Origin of the sequence: Pseudomonas mosselii (assembly GCF_005796105.1) — a bacterium.
GTDB classification, from domain to species: Bacteria; Pseudomonadota; Gammaproteobacteria; order Pseudomonadales; family Pseudomonadaceae; genus Aquipseudomonas; species Aquipseudomonas mosselii_C.
The window spans coordinates 22,635-38,382 of sequence record NZ_VAUO01000008.1 but is presented as its reverse complement, the minus strand read 5'-3'; the positions used below and the strand labels follow the sequence as shown (position 1 = coordinate 38,382).

General features: G+C 63.4%; 18 protein-coding genes. 7 read left to right on the top strand and 11 right to left on the bottom strand.

All coding sequences use genetic code 11. The annotated features are described in order from the left end of the window. Positions 1-300 precede the first annotated feature (300 nt). Positions 301-564: an accessory factor UbiK family protein gene (locus FEM01_RS16800; protein ID WP_138220616.1), complete on the bottom strand. Its 264-nt coding sequence runs from the start codon at positions 562-564 to the stop codon at positions 301-303. A gap of 406 nt (positions 565-970) precedes the next feature. Between FEM01_RS16800 and glnK the strand changes: the two genes are divergently transcribed. The 3 genes from glnK to sutA all read left to right on the top strand — a co-directional run bounded on the left by glnK (position 971) and on the right by sutA (position 3,454). Continuing rightward, positions 971-1,309, top strand: a complete 339-nt coding sequence (gene glnK, locus FEM01_RS16795) for a P-II family nitrogen regulator (protein ID WP_002555808.1) — start codon at positions 971-973, stop codon at positions 1,307-1,309. A 49-nt stretch (positions 1,310-1,358) separates the two neighbouring features. Further along, entirely contained in the window at positions 1,359-2,693 is a 1,335-nt protein-coding gene (locus FEM01_RS16790; protein WP_138220615.1) for an ammonium transporter, read from the top strand. A 431-nt stretch (positions 2,694-3,124) separates the two neighbouring features. Further along, the gene (gene sutA / locus FEM01_RS16785) at positions 3,125-3,454 is read left to right on the top strand and encodes a transcriptional regulator SutA (RefSeq protein WP_138220614.1); all 330 of its coding nucleotides are present in this window, start codon (positions 3,125-3,127) and stop codon (positions 3,452-3,454) included. Positions 3,455-3,538: 84 nt separating this feature from the next. Here the strand turns inward: sutA and FEM01_RS16780 are convergent, their stop codons facing one another. The 6 genes from FEM01_RS16780 to lptM are packed head-to-tail and all read right to left on the bottom strand — an operon-like array spanning position 3,539 to position 8,128. Continuing rightward, entirely contained in the window at positions 3,539-4,234 is a 696-nt protein-coding gene (locus FEM01_RS16780; RefSeq protein ID WP_138220613.1) for an HAD family hydrolase, read from the bottom strand. Beyond that, entirely contained in the window at positions 4,231-5,130 is a 900-nt protein-coding gene (xerC, locus tag FEM01_RS16775; protein WP_138220612.1) for a tyrosine recombinase XerC, read from the bottom strand. Before xerC ends, FEM01_RS16780 begins: the two co-directional genes overlap by 4 nt. Beyond that, positions 5,130-5,828, bottom strand: coding sequence for a DUF484 family protein (locus tag FEM01_RS16770; protein ID WP_138220611.1), 699 nt, complete (start codon positions 5,826-5,828; stop codon positions 5,130-5,132). Before FEM01_RS16770 ends, xerC begins: the two co-directional genes overlap by 1 nt. Positions 5,829-5,841: 13 nt before the next feature. Continuing rightward, on the bottom strand, positions 5,842-6,672 hold the full coding sequence (gene dapF / locus FEM01_RS16765) for a diaminopimelate epimerase (protein ID WP_138220610.1): 831 nt from the start codon (positions 6,670-6,672) through the stop codon (positions 5,842-5,844). A 4-nt stretch (positions 6,673-6,676) separates the two neighbouring features. After that, on the bottom strand, positions 6,677-7,924 hold the full coding sequence (gene lysA / locus FEM01_RS16760) for a diaminopimelate decarboxylase (RefSeq protein ID WP_138220609.1): 1,248 nt from the start codon (positions 7,922-7,924) through the stop codon (positions 6,677-6,679). A 9-nt stretch (positions 7,925-7,933) separates the two neighbouring features. Beyond that, complete coding sequence (gene lptM, locus FEM01_RS16755) at positions 7,934-8,128, bottom strand: LPS translocon maturation chaperone LptM (protein ID WP_138220608.1); 195 nt, start codon at positions 8,126-8,128, stop codon at positions 7,934-7,936. Positions 8,129-8,357: 229 nt separating this feature from the next. Between lptM and cyaY the strand changes: the two genes are divergently transcribed. The 3 genes from cyaY (at position 8,358) to rnk (ending at position 9,476) form a co-directional block, all read left to right on the top strand. Next, positions 8,358-8,690: an iron donor protein CyaY gene (gene cyaY, locus FEM01_RS16750; protein ID WP_138220607.1), complete on the top strand. Its 333-nt coding sequence runs from the start codon at positions 8,358-8,360 to the stop codon at positions 8,688-8,690. Position 8,691: 1 nt separating this feature from the next. Further along, positions 8,692-8,910, top strand: a complete 219-nt coding sequence (locus FEM01_RS16745; protein ID WP_138220606.1) for a DUF1289 domain-containing protein — start codon at positions 8,692-8,694, stop codon at positions 8,908-8,910. 155 nt (positions 8,911-9,065) lie between these two features. Next, the gene (gene rnk, locus FEM01_RS16740; RefSeq protein WP_138220605.1) at positions 9,066-9,476 is read left to right on the top strand and encodes a nucleoside diphosphate kinase regulator; all 411 of its coding nucleotides are present in this window, start codon (positions 9,066-9,068) and stop codon (positions 9,474-9,476) included. Between the two features lie 9 nt (positions 9,477-9,485). Here the strand turns inward: rnk and FEM01_RS16735 are convergent, their stop codons facing one another. The 3 genes from FEM01_RS16735 to FEM01_RS16725 all read right to left on the bottom strand — a co-directional run bounded on the left by FEM01_RS16735 (position 9,486) and on the right by FEM01_RS16725 (position 13,096). Continuing rightward, positions 9,486-12,350: a class I adenylate cyclase gene (locus FEM01_RS16735; RefSeq protein WP_138220604.1), complete on the bottom strand. Its 2,865-nt coding sequence runs from the start codon at positions 12,348-12,350 to the stop codon at positions 9,486-9,488. Positions 12,351-12,495: 145 nt separating this feature from the next. After that, positions 12,496-12,741: a TIGR02647 family protein gene (locus tag FEM01_RS16730; RefSeq protein WP_138220603.1), complete on the bottom strand. Its 246-nt coding sequence runs from the start codon at positions 12,739-12,741 to the stop codon at positions 12,496-12,498. A 52-nt stretch (positions 12,742-12,793) separates the two neighbouring features. Continuing rightward, positions 12,794-13,096: a hypothetical protein gene (locus FEM01_RS16725; protein ID WP_138220602.1), complete on the bottom strand. Its 303-nt coding sequence runs from the start codon at positions 13,094-13,096 to the stop codon at positions 12,794-12,796. A gap of 144 nt (positions 13,097-13,240) precedes the next feature. Here FEM01_RS16725 and FEM01_RS16720 point away from each other — a divergent pair, with 144 nt between their 5' ends. Further along, positions 13,241-13,903 carry a glutathione S-transferase gene (locus FEM01_RS16720; RefSeq protein ID WP_138220601.1) on the top strand — a complete coding sequence of 221 codons (663 nt, stop codon included), beginning with the start codon at positions 13,241-13,243 and terminating at the stop codon, positions 13,901-13,903. Positions 13,904-13,978: 75 nt separating this feature from the next. On the opposite strand, the gene argH is transcribed toward FEM01_RS16720, so the two are convergent. After that, the gene (argH, locus tag FEM01_RS16715; RefSeq protein ID WP_138220600.1) at positions 13,979-15,373 is read right to left on the bottom strand and encodes an argininosuccinate lyase; all 1,395 of its coding nucleotides are present in this window, start codon (positions 15,371-15,373) and stop codon (positions 13,979-13,981) included. Positions 15,374-15,748: the final 375 nt, after the last annotated feature.

Below are 15,748 nucleotides of genomic sequence, written 5' to 3'. Positions count from 1 at the left end.
CAGGCAGCGACTAGATACTGTGTCCATTGAATTCTTCGTGAGTTGAAATAAGCGCCCGTTTTCGGGGCGGGTGAACTTTATTGAAAGCATAGCGGGTAAGTCAACCCATAATCGGGCATTAACAAAGTTTCATTTTTTATGGTGTAACTTATATGTAGGAAATTTCATGTAAGTCTTCTCCCCTAGACCGGGGGACTTGGCTATCAGCCTACGGCCCCGTCTTGGCTGCGCCGTGCTGACGGTGCATGTGAAGGCCGGGCGTGCCCCGGCGTTCATCGGGAACATGGTGTGTCGCGAGGGTTAATCCGCAGCGGGCGGTGCCATCCGTGCTTCCAGCTCGGCCACCTGCTTCTCCAACGCTTCGAGGCGCGCACGGGTACGGGCCAATACGACCATCTGGCTATCGAATTCGTCGCGGCTGACCAGGTCCAGCTTGCTGAAGGCGCCCTGCATCAACACCTTGAACTGGCTTTCGAGTTCGGCGCGGGGTTGTGCAGTGTCGCTGCTGAACAGGCGCGAGGCCTGGTCGCTCAGGGCATCGAGAAAGGCTTTGGGCGCGAGCATGTTGGCTATCCGCTGATCACTGAAAGGGCGGGAGTGTAGCACGGCCCCTGTATCCCCTTGTGTTGCACACTTTTTGCGCAGGGCTGCTGCCTGTAACGCACCGATTTTGTGCGTCGCGCGCCTGCTGGCGACTGGCCAATCCCGACTGTTTCGTGCAACTACCTGTTTTTAAGGGGTTTCTCGGACCTGGCAAGGTTTCTGCAACGACCTGATCGAGCCGTGCACTGATGCAGTCCGTTGAGAACATGCAGTGCGCAGGCCCAGCCATGAGGTCCTTCGTCACAGCCGCAACGTGTCTCGGCGGGGAGGATGGAGCCGACGATGCGTTACAAAGCCAGGCGCTGCGCTTAGACTTGAGACGGGTTTGTTTTCCTGGGGCAAGTCCACCAAATCGGGAGAGAGTTTCATGAAGCTAGTCACTGCCATCATCAAGCCGTTCAAGCTGGACGACGTGCGCGAATCGCTGTCGGAAATCGGCGTGCAGGGCATCACCGTGACCGAGGTCAAGGGCTTCGGCCGGCAAAAGGGTCACACCGAGCTGTACCGCGGCGCCGAATACGTGGTCGATTTCCTGCCCAAGGTGAAGATCGATGTCGCCATCGACGACAAGGACCTTGATCGGGTAATCGAAGCCATCACCAAGGCAGCCAACACCGGCAAGATTGGTGACGGCAAGATCTTCGTGGTCAATCTGGAGCAGGCGATCCGCATCCGTACCGGCGAAACCGATACCGACGCGATCTAAGCGCCAACAAAAAAGCCTCACCAAACCCAACGCCCCAGGAGAAAACAACATGACTCTGCGCAAGATCGCAGGGCTAGGAGCCCTATTGTCCCTCGTAATGCCAGGGTTGGCCCTGGCCGAGGAAGCTGCTGCCCCGGCGCTGAACTCCGGTGACACCGCATGGATGCTCACCGCCACGGCGCTGGTGCTGTTCATGACCATTCCCGGCCTTGCGCTGTTCTACGGCGGCATGGTGCGTTCGAAGAACGTCCTGTCGGTGATGATGCAGTGCTTCGCCATCACCGGCGTGATGAGCATCCTGTGGGTGGTGTTCGGCTACAGCCTGGCCTTCGATACCACCGGTATGGAAAAAGGCGTACTCAACTTCAATTCCTTCGTCGGCGGCCTGTCCAAGGCATTCCTGAGCGGCGTGACGCCCAGCAGCCTGACGTCGGCTACCGCGCTGTTCCCCGAGGCGGTATTCATCACCTTCCAGATGACCTTCGCGATCATCACCCCGGCGCTGATCGTCGGTGCCTTCGCCGAACGCATGAAGTTCTCGGCGATGCTGATCTTCATGACCGTGTGGTTCACCCTGGTCTATGCGCCCATCGCGCACATGGTCTGGAGCGGTGACGGCGCGCTGATGTGGGACTGGGGCGTACTGGACTTCGCGGGTGGCACTGTGGTGCACATCAACGCCGGTATCGCAGGTCTGATCTGCTGCCTGGTGCTGGGCAAGCGCAAAGGCTACCCAACCACCCCGATGGCCCCGCACAACCTGGGCTACACCCTGATCGGCGCGGCCATGCTGTGGATCGGCTGGTTCGGTTTCAACGCAGGTTCCGCCGCCGCAGCCAACGGCACCGCCGGCATGGCCATGCTGGTGACCCAGATCGCCACCGCCGCCGCCGCACTGGGCTGGATGTTCGCCGAGTGGATCGGCCACGGCAAACCGAGCGCACTGGGCATCGCCTCGGGTGTGGTCGCAGGTCTGGTGGCCATCACCCCTGCTGCCGGCACTGTGGGCCCGATGGGTGCGCTGGTGATCGGTCTGGCGTCGGGCGTGATCTGCTACTTCTGCGCCACCAGCCTCAAGCGCAAGCTGGGCTATGACGATTCTCTCGACGCCTTCGGCGTGCACGGCATCGGCGGTATCGTCGGCGCGCTGCTCACCGGCGTGTTCGCAGCACCGGCCCTGGGCGGCTTCGGTGCGGTCACCGACATCGGTGCGCAGTTCTGGATCCAGGCCAAGGGTGTGATCTTCACCGTGGTCTACACCGCCATCGTCACCTACGTGATCCTCAAGGTCCTGGACATGGTGATGGGGCTGCGTGTCAGCGAAGAAGAAGAGTCGGTCGGCCTCGACCTTGCTCAGCACAACGAGCGCGGCTACAACCTGTAACCGCCACGCAAAAAAACTTGCCCGGCTTGCCGGGCATTTTTTTGTCTGTAAATTGCCGCTTCAGGCCGGGCAAACGGTTTCGTGGTGGTGTTCGCGACGTGGGTACAAAACTTACAACCCCTAGTGCATTTCTGGTGCTTTGCTTTTTCTCCGAGCGCGCTAGAATGCGCGCCGAAGGGTGCTGCACGCGCAGCCCACACACTTTGTCACCCTTTGCTAGGCTTGCTAGTAGCCTGTGGCCAGCAAGGGTCAAAACGATTTCGTCAGGGCCTGCCAGGAGCAGGGCCTGCAGGGTGCCGGGCCTCCCATCAGGAGGCGGACACCCAAGGCAGTGGCCAACCCACGGCCAGTTGAATTTTCACCGATAGCCGCCGGTCTACGGCTGCACCGGTCTATAACTAACCTGCTTTTCGCAAGTCATGAGGTAGAACATGAGCGACGACGATCTGGAAAACGACGACCTGGAAGTAGGCGACGAAGACGAGGGCGATGAAGGCCTTGAAGCGGCAACTGATGACGTCGCGGAAGATTCCGGCGATGACGACAGCAGCCCGGCGCCTGCCGCCAAGGGCAAGTCCAAGGCGGCCGTCTCGGTAGACGAGATGCCGAGCATGGAAGCCAAGCAGAAGGAACGCGATGCCCTGGCCAAGGCCATGGAAGAGTTCCTGGCCCGCGGTGGCAAGGTTCAGGAAGTGGAGGCCAACGTGGTCGCCGATCCGCCCAAGAAGCCGGACAACAAGTACGGCAGCCGCCCTATCTGAGTGGTTGAGTGCAGAAAAGCCCGCCGTCGCTGCGGGCTTTTTTGTGCGTGCTGGTTACGCCGCGGTGGGCATGCCTCGGAGGCTTCAGCGCCAGCGCGCGAGGACCTCGGGCAACTGCGACAGTTGCTGGATCTCGGCATCAGGCGCCTGCTCGCCCGCCCAGGCCGCGCCGCGCGGGTTGAACCACACCGCGCGCAGCCCGGCGCGCTGGGCCCCGGCGATGTCGTCGCCCGGATGATCGCCAATGTGCACCGCCTCGCTGGCAGGCGCCTCTCCACGCTTCAACGCCTCCAGGAACGGCGCCGGGTCCGGCTTGCCGATGCCCAGGTCCTCGGCACACAGGGCGAAGCGGAAGTAGTCCGCCAGGCCAAGCCTGCGCACATCGGCATTGCCGTTGGTGACCACACCCAGGGTGTAGTGCTGGCGCAGGGCTTCCAGCATCGGTTGGACCTCGGGGAATACCTGCACCTGATGACGTGCATGCAGGAATACCTCGAAGCCCTCGTCGGCCAGCGCCAGTGCCTGTTTCTCACTGTATCCGACCTCTTCGAGGGCATGGAACAGCACCCGTCGGCGCAGCGCGCTGATACGGTGCTTGAGGGCGGGCTCGGCCTGTACCAGGCGCTCGCGGATGGCGAACAGGTGTTCGACCGGCACGCCACCCAACATTGGCGCGTTGGCGTGCAGCCAGTCACGCAGGACGACTTCGGCACTGGCGATCACCGGTGCGGTGTCCCACAGGGTATCGTCGAGGTCGAAGGTGATCAGCTTGATGCTCATGAGTCTGTGCCTTTGCTGCGTTTGGCCCTTGGGTGGGCGCTGTCGTACACGGCGGCCAGATGCTGGAAGTCCAGGTGGGTGTAGATTTGCGTAGTGCTGATGTCGGCATGCCCGAGCATCTCCTGCACTGCGCGCAGGTCCTGGGACGATTCCAGCAGGTGGCTGGCGAAGGAATGGCGGAGCATGTGTGGGTGAAGATGCTGGCCTAGCTCGCGCTCGCCGGCTGTCTTGACCCGTAACTGGATGGCCCGTGGGCTCAGGCGCTTGCCTTGGCGGGTGATGAACACTGCCGCATCCTGTGGGTTGCCGATACCGCGCAGGCGCAGCCAGGCGTGCAGGGCCTCGCGGGCTTTGCGCCCGACTGGCAGGACGCGGCTCTTGCCGCCCTTGCCGAGCACTTGTACCAGGCCTGCGGCAAGGTCCAGCTGTTCCAGGTCCAGCCCGGTAAGCTCCGACAGGCGCAGGCCCGAGGAATAGAACAGTTCGAGGATGGCCTGGTCGCGGCGGGCGATGAAGTCGTCATCCACGCCACCGTCCAGCAGTTGCAGGGCGCGGTCGGTGTCCAGCACCTTGGGCAGGCGCCGCTCGCCCTTGGGCGGCGACAGGCCATTGGCCGGATCGTGCTGGCACAGGCCTTCGCGGTTGAGGTAGCGGTACAGGCCGCGTACCGCCGAGAGCAGGCGTGCCAGGCTACGCGAGGACTGGCCGTGGTGATGCTGGCGGGCGACCAGTTGGCGCAACTGCTGGACCTGCAACGCGCCCCAGCCGGCGATGCCTTGGCTGTTGCAGTATTCGATAACCTTTTCCAGGTCGCGGCGGTAGCCTTGCAGCGTATGGTCGGACACCTGGCGCTCGTTGCGCAGGTGCGCGCAATAAGCCTCCAGCTGGCGCTCCATCAGCGAACCGGGCGCAGCGTGTGGGTGAAGCGCGGTACTACACGGCCGAGCACTTCGGCGATATAGCTGAGAAACAGGGTGCCGACGCTGCTCTTGTAATGCTGAGGGTCGCGGCTGCCGATCGCCAATACGCCGTGCAGGCCTTGGTATTCGAGGGTGGCCACGGCGCTGGAGCCGACCTCCTTGTGCTGCTCGCCCCCGAACAGGAACGCCAGTTCGTGTTCGCGCAGGCTGCCGCTGACAGTCTTGCCGCCGCCGATCAAGCCCCCGATGGCCTGCTGCGCCTCCGCCCCGGAGACCCAGCGCCCTACCGGTGCGGCATTGTCGCCAAACAGGATCAGGCTGACGAAGGGCACCTGGAACTCCTGGCGCAGGCTGTCTTCGACTGCCATGACCACTTCTTCCAGGCTGCTCGCGTCCAGCAGGTCGAGGATCAGCCGGCGGGTCTTGTCGAATAGCCGGTCGTTGTCGCGCGCCACATCCATCAGTTGCGACAGGCGATGGCGCATCTCGATATTGCGGTCACGCAGCAGCTTGAGCTGGCGCTCCACCAGCGACACGCTGTCGCCGCGCTGGTGGGGAATGCGCTGCTCGATCAGCAGCTCGTCATGCTCGGCGAAGAACGTGGGGTGGGCGCGCAGATAGGCAACCACCGCGTCGGCATCGAGCTGGGGTGCAACCTTGGGCTGATCGGTCATGACGGATACTCGCTTAGAGACGAACCTGTCCTTCGAAGACGCGTACGGCCGGGCCGGTCATCAGTACCGGTTGGCCAGGGCCACCCCACTCGATGTGCAGGCGTCCGCCTGGTAGGTCGAGGGTGACCGGCGAATCCATCCAGCCCTGGGCGATGGCCGCGACTGCGGCAGCGCAGGCGCCCGTACCGCAGGCCTGTGTTTCCCCTGCACCGCGTTCCCACACTCGCAGATTGGCGCGGTGGCGGTCGATGACCTGGATGAAGCCGGCATTGACCCGCTGTGGGAAGCGCGGATGGTGCTCGATCTTCGGCCCCAGTTCATGCACCGGCGCGCTGCGGATGTCGTCCACGCGCAGCACCGAATGCGGATTGCCCATGGACACCGCCGCGATCGGGTAGATCTTGCCGTCGACTTCGAGCGGGTAACTCGGCGCTTGCGCGTCGGCCACGAACGGGATGTCGGCCGGCTCGAAGCGCGGTGGGCCCATGTCGACGCAGATCTGCCCGTCGTTGCGCACGTCGAGTTCGATGATGCCGCCCTTGGTTTCGACGCGGATGCGCTTCTTGGCAGTCAGGCGTTTGTCCAGCACGAAGCGGGCGAAGCAGCGTGCCCCGTTGCCGCACTGCTCGACTTCCGAGCCATCGGCGTTGAAGATCCGGTAGCGGAAGTCCACGTCCGGGTTGCTCGGGGCCTCGACGATCAGCAACTGGTCGAAGCCGATGCCGGTATTGCGGTCACCCCATTGCTTGGCGTGCTTGGGTTGGATGTGGGCATGCTGGCTGACCAGGTCGAGGACCATGAAGTCGTTGCCCAGCCCGTGCATCTTGGTAAAGCGCAGCAGCATAAGTTCACTCCGGCAGCAGGCTTTCGCCGGCGAACAGTTCGGCAATTGTCTCGCGGCGGCGGACTTCGAAGGCCTGGTCGCCATCGACCAGCACTTCGGCGCAGCGGCCACGGGTGTTGTAGTTCGAACTCATGACGAAACCATAGGCGCCGGCGGACTGCACTGCCAGCAGATCGCCTTCGGCCAGGTTCAGCACGCGCTCCTTGCCCAGAAAGTCACCGGTCTCGCAGATTGGGCCGACCAGATCGTAGCTGCGGCCTTCGCCTTCGCGTGGCTTGACCGCGCTGACGCCCATCCAGGCCTGGTACAGGGCCGGGCGGATCAGGTCGTTCATCGCCGCATCGATGATGGCGAAATCCTTGTGTTCGGTGTGCTTGAGGTATTCGACGCGGGTCAGCAGCACGCCGCCGTTGGCGACGATGTAGCGGCCCGGTTCGAACACCAAGGCCAGGTCGCGCTCGCCCACGCGCGCGCGGATCGCCTCGATGTAGTCAGCCAGACGCGGTGGTTGCTCGTCGCGATAGCGCACGCCGACGCCGCCGCCCAGGTCGAGGTGACGCAGGTGGATGCCGCACTCGGCCAGGCGGTCGACCAGCACCAGCAGGCGATCCAGTGCATCGAGGAACGGCGCGACGGTGGTCAGTTGCGAGCCGATGTGGCAGTCGACACCGACCACGTCCAGGTTCGGCAGCTGTGCGGCACGCACGTAGATAGCTTCGGCGTCGGCAATGGCGATGCCGAACTTGTTCTCTTTGAGACCGGTGGAAATGTACGGGTGGGTACCGGCATCGACGTCGGGGTTCACCCGCAGCGAGACCGGGGCAACCTTGCCCATCTCGGCGGCCACCTGTTGCAGGCGTTCGAGTTCGTCGGTGGACTCGACATTGAAGCAGTGCACGCCGACTTCCAGCGCGCGGCGCATGTCCTCGCGAGTCTTGCCTACACCGGAGAACACCACGCGGTCGGCGCGCCCGCCGGCGGCCAGTACCCGCTCCAGCTCACCACCGGAGACGATGTCGAAACCTGCACCCAAGCGCGCCAGCAGGTTCAGTACGCCCAGGTTGGAGTTGGCCTTGACCGCGAAGCAGACCAGATGCTCGGTGCCTTGCAGGGCATCGGTGTAGCTGCGGTACTGGGCCTCGATATGGGCGCGCGAATACACATAGGTGGGCGTGCCGAAGCGTTCGGCAATGGCCGACAGCGACACCCCTTCGGCGAACAGTTCACCGTCGCGGTAGTTGAATGCGTCCATGGGATTTCCTTACTGCTCGGGCAGCGCTTGGTCCGCGTCGTCTTGCTGCTGGGCGGGATGCGCATGCTTGTGCTGGTGCGAGCTTTTCGAGGCTTTGCCGTCCTTGCCATCTTCAGGCAGGTACAGAGGGCCTTTCTGACCGCAGGCGGAAACGAGGCAGGCAACCGCGACCAGTGCCGCGAGTGAGGAAATCAGGCGTTTCATGGGTGAAATCCTTGGAAATATGCAGTATTGCGCCCGAGTATACCCAGCGACCACCCGATTGCCTATGCGAGGGCCGGAGGACCGGCTACAAGCCTCAGGTATCAAGCGACAAGCGCAAGTGGCCAGTGTCCGCTCGGCTTTTTCTTGCGGCTTGAAACTTGTAGCTTGGAGCTTTCGCCCTTATCGTGCCCGGCTTGCGTGTATGCAGCCATTTTTCGAGGTCCTTGCAATGAGTTTGAGCGAAGCGCGTTTCCACGACCTGGTCGACGCGACCCAACAGGCCCTGGAGGATCTGTTCGACGAGAGCGGCCTGGATCTGGACATGGAGAACTCCGCGGGTGTCCTGACCATCAAGTTCGACAACGGCAGCCAGCTGATCTTCAGCCGCCAGGAACCGCTGCGCCAACTGTGGCTGGCGGACCGCTCGGGCGGTTTCCACTTCGATTACGACGACGAGAGCGGCAAGTGGGTGTGCGAGAAGAGCGAAGAGCTGTTGGGCGAGATGCTTGAGCGCATCGTCTGGGAACGTGCCGGCGAAAAGCTGGACTTCGACGAGATCTGAGATGAGCGCGACGCCCAGGCCAGCCAAACCGCTGTACAGCAATGTCAGCCCTGCGGTGCCATCACCGTGCATCAGCGTGTGCCGCTTGGATGAGCAGCGGGTGTGCACGGGTTGCCACCGCCACGTCGAGCATATCCGCGAGTGGCGGGCCGCCGACGACGAACGGCGCCGGCAGATCTGCCGCGAGGCCCTGGCGCTCAAGGCACGCGCGCAGGCCTAGCCACAACCGGTGCGTGGGCTTGAGTATTTGCCCCGCTGTGGTAGTGTCAGGCCTTGCGTCGATGACGCCAAAGCATTCACAAACCCCGCCCTTGGGCGGGGTTTTGCTTTATCTGCCTCAGGAAAATCGCCCGTTCAAAGGAGTCTGACTGGATCATGAGCACCAAGCCTTCCCTCACCCTCACCCGCCTGGATGTACAGCGCCTGGAGCGGTTGCTCGACAGCCTGGATGAGAGCACCCCCGGCGTGCTGGCCCTGCAGGACGAGCTGGACCGCGCCGAACAGGTGGTCGGCCATGACGAGGTGCCGGCTGGCGTGGTGACGATGAACTCGCGCGTGCACTGTCGGGAGAGCGCCAGTGGCAAGGACTACCACCTGACCCTGGTCTACCCGAAGGACGCTGGCCCCGAGGGTAACGTCTCGATCCTCGCGCCGATCGGTTGTGCGCTGTTGGGGTTGTCGGTAGGTGACCAGATCGACTGGCCGGCGCCAGGTGGCAAGACCCTCAAGCTCGAACTGCTGGCGGTCGAATACCAGCCCGAAGCGGCGGGTGATTTCGACCTCTAAGGCACCGACTCAGGGTTCCAACAGTGCCTGCACGTGTTCCAGCCCATCGTTGAGTGCCTGTTCAAGCTCACGCTTGTAGCGCAGGCACAAGCTGGTCGAGCCCTGTTCGTCGCCCAGCAGCTCGGAGAGATCCAGGTCGGTGATGTAGCAGCGGTAACTACCGGCGCTACGGCGCTGCTGCAGGATTTGCCGGGCGACCATGGTGTACAACTGGTCGCCGTGCTCAAGCTCCGAGAACTCCTGCTGGTCGCAGTACAGTGTCACATGCACCGCATCCCCCGCGCCCGCCTGGAGAATCGCCTGCACCTCGTAGTACGGCTGGTTCGGGCTGTCCTGGGGTGCCAGGCGTGGTTCCAGGCTGCGTGCCTTGCCAATGCCGCTGGGCAGCAATTGTTGGTAGGTGATGTCGAGCGAAGCTTGTTGCAGGGTGTCCAGCGGTAGCAGGGCGTCGCGGCGGACCACGGTCGATTGCAGGAAGCGTTGCAACGGCAGCAGCAGGTGTTGCTCGTCCTGCAAGGGCAGGCGCTGTTGCCACAGGGCGTTGTGCTCATCGAGCACGTAGAGGTCGGCCCAGCCATCAAGCAGGCGATAGAACACCTGGATACAGCCAGGCTGGCCTTGCCCCAGCACCAGCGGCAGGTCGTGGTCCTGCAGTGCGTTGCTGTCCAGGTGCAGTGGGCTGTAGACGCCGCGCTCCTCGCCCAGCGCTGCGAGCACGGCGTCATGCTGGTCGAAGGTGGCCAGGGTCACCTGGCCGGGCAGCAATTCAAGCACGTGGGTGTGCTGCGCCACCTGCAAGAGGTAGCGATGGTTTAGCTGCTGGTCCAGCAGCAACTGCAGTGTGTCCAAGATCTCTTCGACGCGCTGGGCGATCGCCTGGGCGCGGTTGTGGCAGTAGCAGCGCACCCGAACGCGCGGGCGGTGGCTGCGCTGACCAAGGCTGTTGAGGAAGTCGCGTAGGCAACGCACCAGTGCGTGCTCGCCGTCGTAGCGATGCACCAGCACTTCGTTCCAGCTGTTGAGGGTGATCTGGTCGAGTGTCAGCACCAGGTTCTCGCGCACCCCGGCATAACTGAGCGAATCGGTGCGCTCGGTGGTCATCAGGATGTTCAAGTCGCGGTGATGGCGCAGCGGATCGATGCCGACGTTGACCAGTAGCAGGATGTCATCGGCCACGCTCGGTTGCAGCAGGCGCACTTCGCTGACGGGCTCCAGCGGCAGCGGGATCGCCTGCTGCAGGCTGCCGAGCAGGTTGAACAGCTCGAACTCGCTGAGGTCGCTCGCGCCCGGATGCAGGGCGATGCGCGTGCTGCTGTCGATTACACCGTTGCGATGGGCCCAGGTCAGCAGTTCAAGCAACTCGCGACAGCGTTTGAGTGGGCTGAAATGCTCCCACTCGTTGACCCCCAGATTACCGTTGTACAGACCCCAGTGATGGGTGCCGGGCTCCTTACGGTTGGGCGATTGCACCAGGGTGAGGGTATCTTCGGCCAGGTCCGGTGCGATGCCAGGGTTGATCACCTCGATCTTGCCGGCACGCCGCTCGAAGGCGGCGTACAGGCGCCGGCCGAGGACGTTGAGGTCGCGCTGGTCGGCGCGACTGTTGGCGTTCTGGCGGCGGGCGAACTGGGTGAGGAAGCGGTAGCTGTGGTTCAGTTCGGCCACCAGCTCGCGACGTTCGACGGCTACCTGGCGCACTTTCCATTGGCTGCGGCTGTCCAGCAGCGCCAGTTGGCGCTCGTCCCAGCCCCACTCTTCGACCAGCCGCGCGAGCAGCCGGCGTTGCCAGCCACCGCTGCGCGAACGGGCCAGGCCGCTGAGCTTTTTGTTTACCTTCAGGTACAGCGCCCGGCGTACCCGTTCGAGGCGCGCGTGCTCGCCGCGCTGTTGCAGGTAATGCTCGATGCGCCTGTAGACCATCACGTAGGGGTCGAGCGCGTCCAGGTCCAGGCGGTTGGCGAAGACCGCTTGCTTGTAGGCCAGGCTCAGGCAGCGCACGTTGGGATGCTCGCTGGCGTAGGCCTCGGTCAGTAGCAGTTTGAGCAGCGCCTTGTAGGGCGAATCGATGCCCTTGTACAACTGCCACAGGCCAGCACCGACGTACTCCCCGGGCGGAATATGCGCCAGGTTGCCCAGGTCGAGGCTGTCGCGGGCGCGGATGAAACGCTTGGACAGCAAGGTCTGGGTGTAGGCGTGGTAGTCATGTTCCTGATACACCGGCACCAGCCACCACAGCGGGGTACGGCCGGCCAGCCACAGGGCGGTGCGGTAGAACTCGTCGAGTAGCAGGTAATGCTGGGTGGTGCCGCAATCATCGGAACTGAGTTGGCTGTCCCGTTCGCCCTGCACGAAATGCTGCGGCTCGATCAGGAATAAATGCGCCTCGGCGCCCTGGCTGGCAGCCCAGGCTTCGAGCAACTGGCATTTGCGCCGTAGCTCTGCCAGGGCGCGCTCGCCAAGGTCCGGTGCGTGGCACACCCACAGGTCCATGTCGCTCTGCTCGGCCTGGGCCAGGGTGCCGAGGCTGCCCATCAGGAACAGGCCGTGAATCGGCTGGGGTGAATTGCCGTGGCGCGCCCGGTAGGTGAACGAACGCGTCAGGCGCTGGGCCTCGGCCAGCAGGTCCGGGTCTGGCTCAAACCCCGACACCCCGGCCGGCGTACTGCCGGAGACATAGCCGGGCAGCAACGGGTGGTTGACGTGGAAGAACAGCGGCAGCAGCGTCAGCACCTGCTGCTGGCGCGTGGACAGGCCCTCCATCGCCCGCGCCAGCCGCCCCTGGTTGAGCTTCAGGAAGCGTGCGCGCAGGCGTGACAGCTCCTTGCGGTCGATGCCTTGGGCGATATCGGGGCGGATTTCGTGGGGGTGGTTCATGGGGCACTCAGGCGGGCCGGGGAAGCACTGGCGAGTTTAGCCTGAGCGCGCAACTCGGATAAGGGTTAAATGGTTTTTTGACGTCATTTATTCAGCGCTGCGTCGATTGCTTCGCGGACAGTGCCGCGAAGCGGTCGACAGGGATTCAGGCTGGCTGCGGGGTCTTGAGGATGGTCAGCAGTTGCTGGACGCTTTGCGCGGCATCCAGGCCGAGGCTGGTGAGGTAACCACCATCGGGTTGATCGGTCAGCTGTTTGTCGTGCAGGCGCTGGGCGGCGGCGATCAGGGCAGGGGAGGCATTGCTGTGAACCTTGATGCCTTCCTTGTGGCTGTCCAGGTTGAACAGGGCGAGGACTTCCAGTTCGGCGATCAGTTCGGGGGTGAAGGACATGGTTCGACTCCTGACTTCCAGACAAGGATGGAAGCCAGGAGTGTAGTCAGGCTTATTCGATCTCGCCTTGATCCGCCTCAGGTGGCAGCTCGGGCAGTGCGCGCAGGGCGCCTTCGTACCATTCGGTGTTGAACGGGCGGTCTTCGTCGAGCATGGCATCGATCTCGATGGCCAGCACGTGGGCCATCAGGTTGAGGATGTCTTCGCGTTCGTAGCCGACCAGGGTCAACTTGTTGAAGGTGGCCTTGGCCGCTGCCGGTTCGCCGCTCTCGATCTGGTTCTCGATGGCCTGGGTGAGGGTGGCCTCGGTGAAGGCCTCTTCATCGTTGTTGTCGATGTCGTTGCGCTCGCGCATGGCGATACTCCTGTGGTGAGGCGTACAGTGTGCCATGCCCGTCACGGCAATGCCCGATCATCGACGCCGGGTATGGCGCTGGCCAAGGCTTGGCAAGGCGGCTATAAAAGCCGGGCCATCCCCACACGGCCTGGAGGCTGTTCAATGCTCAAGCTTCATGGATTCGCGGTCAGCAACTACTACAACATGGTCAAGCTGGCCCTGCTGGAAAAAGGCCTGGCCTTCGAGGAGGTGCTGTTCTTCGGTGGTCAGTCGCCCCAGGCGCTGAAAGTCAGCCCGCGCGGCAAGATACCGGTGCTGGAGACCGAACATGGCTTCATCAGCGAGACCGGCGTGATCCTCGACTACATCGAGCAGACCCAGCCCGGCAAGGCGCTGCTGCCGGCCGATGCCTTCGGTCAGGCCAAGGTGCGCGAGCTGCTCAAGGAGATCGAGCTGTACATCGAGCTGCCTGCGCGGACCTGTTACGCCGAGGCGTTCTTCGGCACGGCAGTGGAGCCGTTGATCAAGGAGCGGGCGCGCGCCGACCTGTTGGCCGGGTTCGCCACCTTGAAGCGCAATGGACGCTTCGCGCCCTATGTGGCCGGTGAACAACTGAGCATCGCTGACCTGATGTTCTGCTTCTCGGTGGACCTGGCCTGCCTGGTGGGCAAGAAGGTGCTGAACCTCGATTTTCTGGCGGACTTCCCGCAGGCAGCGGCGCTGCTCGAGACGCTGCGCCAGAACCCGCATATGGCGCAGATCGTGGCGGACAAGGAAGCGACGATGCCAGCGTTCCTGGAGATGATCAAGAGCGGCAAGCGCTAGGCGCAAACGAGCGCGGGGCAAGCCGCATCGATGCACCGATGCGACTTGCCCCGCGCGGGGTGTTGCAGCTGCCGCTTAACGCGAAGCCAGCAGCGCTTTGCCGCGTACTACCGCCGCACGCACCTGCGCAGGTGCGGTACCGCCGATGTGATCACGGGCATTGACCGAGCCTTCCAGGGTCAGTACGGCGAACACGTCCTGCTCGATCTGGTCGCTGAACTGGCGCAGCTCGTCCAGGCTCATCTCGGCCAGGTCCTTGCCGGTGTCGACGCCGTACTTCACAGCATGGCCGACGATTTCGTGGCAGTCACGGAACGGCAGGCCACGACGTACCAGGTAGTCGGCCAGGTCGGTGGCGGTGGAGAACCCGCGCAGCGCCGCTTCGCGCATGATCGCGTGCTTGGGCTTGATCGCCGGAATCATGTCGGCGAAGGCGCGCAGCGAATCGCGCAGGGTGTCGGCGGCGTCGAACAGTGGCTCCTTGTCTTCCTGGTTGTCCTTGTTGTAGGCCAGCGGCTGGCCTTTCATCAGGGTCAACAGGCCGGTCAGGGCGCCGAACACGCGGCCGCTCTTGCCGCGTACCAGTTCCGGTACGTCAGGGTTTTTCTTTTGCGGCATGATCGAGCTGCCGGTGCAGAAGCGATCCGGCAGGTCGATGAACTGGAATTGCGCGCTGGTCCATAGCACCAGCTCTTCGGAGAAGCGCGACAGGTGCATCATCGCGACGCTGGCGGCGGCGCAGAATTCAATCGCGAAGTCACGGTCCGAGACGCCGTCCAACGAGTTGCCGGCCACCGCTTCGAAGCCCAGCAGCTTGCAGGTCAGCGCGCGGTCGATCGGGTAGGTGGTGCCGGCCAGCGCGGCGCTGCCCAGGGGCATGCGGTTGGCGCGCTTGCGGCAATCTACCAGGCGCTCGTAGTCGCGGCTGAGCATTTCGAACCAGGCCAGCAGGTGGTGGCCGAAGGTGACCGGCTGAGCGGTTTGCAGGTGGGTGAAGCCGGGCATGATGGTCTCGGCTTCGCGCTCGGCCTGCTCCAGCAGACCCTGCTGCAGGCGGGTGATCTCGGCCAGGATGACGTCGATCTCGTCGCGCAGCCACAGGCGGATGTCGGTGGCCACCTGGTCGTTACGGCTGCGACCGGTGTGCAGTTTCTTGCCGGTGATGCCGATGCGGTCGGTCAGGCGTGCCTCGATGTTCATGTGCACGTCTTCGAGGTCGACGCGCCAGTCGAAGCTGCCAGCCTCGATTTCGCCCTGGATGGTCTTCAGGCCATCGATGATCGCGTCGCGCTCGGCGTCGCTGAGTACGCCGACCTGCGCCAGCATGCTGGCGTGGGCGATCGAACCCATGATGTCGTGGCGATACAGGCGCTTGTCGAAATCGACCGAGGCGGTGAAGCGGGCGACGAAGGCGTCGACGGGCTCACTGAAGCGGCCGCCCCAGGACTGATTGGTCTTGTCGGTGCTCATGGATTCACTCGTTGAAGGCGTGAACGGAAAAAAGTGGCGCCGATCATAGCAGGATTGGGCCCGCCACCGCAGGGCGCCGGTCGCGAGAATCGTGCCAGAAGTGGGGGGTGAGGCTTATTCAACGAATGAACGGCAGTGTTCCACGGAGCGTCTACAGTTGGACAAAGGACTGGCGGTGATTCTGCCAGGCCAGTGAATCTTTGGCCTTCGCATCGGTCTGTAGCGTGACGCGTTAGGCTCTGCATGAAAAGTCATGAGACGCAGGTCAGGCAAGGCGAAAACAGGCGAGCAAGCGCCGTGTGCTGGAGTACACGAGCATTGCGAGGCTGTTTTCAACGCAGCATGAACAAGTATCAAGGCTTTTTGTGCAGAGGC

Excerpts from the sequence above, each read along its gene's own strand:
- FEM01_RS16735 (WP_138220604.1), bottom strand. The coding sequence starts at position 12,350 with ATGAACCACCCCCACGAAATCCGCCCCGATATCGCCCAAGGCATCGAC.
- FEM01_RS16720 (WP_138220601.1), top strand. The coding sequence starts at position 13,241 with ATGCTCAAGCTTCATGGATTCGCGGTCAGCAACTACTACAACATGGTC.
- sutA (WP_138220614.1), top strand. The coding sequence starts at position 3,125 with ATGAGCGACGACGATCTGGAAAACGACGACCTGGAAGTAGGCGACGAA.
- lysA (WP_138220609.1), bottom strand. The coding sequence starts at position 7,924 with ATGGACGCATTCAACTACCGCGACGGTGAACTGTTCGCCGAAGGGGTG.
- argH (WP_138220600.1), bottom strand. The coding sequence starts at position 15,373 with ATGAGCACCGACAAGACCAATCAGTCCTGGGGCGGCCGCTTCAGTGAG.
- glnK (WP_002555808.1), top strand. The coding sequence starts at position 971 with ATGAAGCTAGTCACTGCCATCATCAAGCCGTTCAAGCTGGACGACGTG.
- xerC (WP_138220612.1), bottom strand. The coding sequence starts at position 5,130 with ATGGAGCGCCAGCTGGAGGCTTATTGCGCGCACCTGCGCAACGAGCGC.
- cyaY (WP_138220607.1), top strand. The coding sequence starts at position 8,358 with ATGAGTTTGAGCGAAGCGCGTTTCCACGACCTGGTCGACGCGACCCAA.
- FEM01_RS16725 (WP_138220602.1), bottom strand. The coding sequence starts at position 13,096 with ATGCGCGAGCGCAACGACATCGACAACAACGATGAAGAGGCCTTCACC.
- rnk (WP_138220605.1), top strand. The coding sequence starts at position 9,066 with ATGAGCACCAAGCCTTCCCTCACCCTCACCCGCCTGGATGTACAGCGC.
- lptM (WP_138220608.1), bottom strand. The coding sequence starts at position 8,128 with ATGAAACGCCTGATTTCCTCACTCGCGGCACTGGTCGCGGTTGCCTGC.
- FEM01_RS16730 (WP_138220603.1), bottom strand. The coding sequence starts at position 12,741 with ATGTCCTTCACCCCCGAACTGATCGCCGAACTGGAAGTCCTCGCCCTG.
- FEM01_RS16790 (WP_138220615.1), top strand. The coding sequence starts at position 1,359 with ATGACTCTGCGCAAGATCGCAGGGCTAGGAGCCCTATTGTCCCTCGTA.
- FEM01_RS16770 (WP_138220611.1), bottom strand. The coding sequence starts at position 5,828 with ATGACCGATCAGCCCAAGGTTGCACCCCAGCTCGATGCCGACGCGGTG.
- FEM01_RS16780 (WP_138220613.1), bottom strand. The coding sequence starts at position 4,234 with ATGAGCATCAAGCTGATCACCTTCGACCTCGACGATACCCTGTGGGAC.
- dapF (WP_138220610.1), bottom strand. The coding sequence starts at position 6,672 with ATGCTGCTGCGCTTTACCAAGATGCACGGGCTGGGCAACGACTTCATG.
- FEM01_RS16800 (WP_138220616.1), bottom strand. The coding sequence starts at position 564 with ATGCTCGCGCCCAAAGCCTTTCTCGATGCCCTGAGCGACCAGGCCTCG.
- FEM01_RS16745 (WP_138220606.1), top strand. The coding sequence starts at position 8,692 with ATGAGCGCGACGCCCAGGCCAGCCAAACCGCTGTACAGCAATGTCAGC.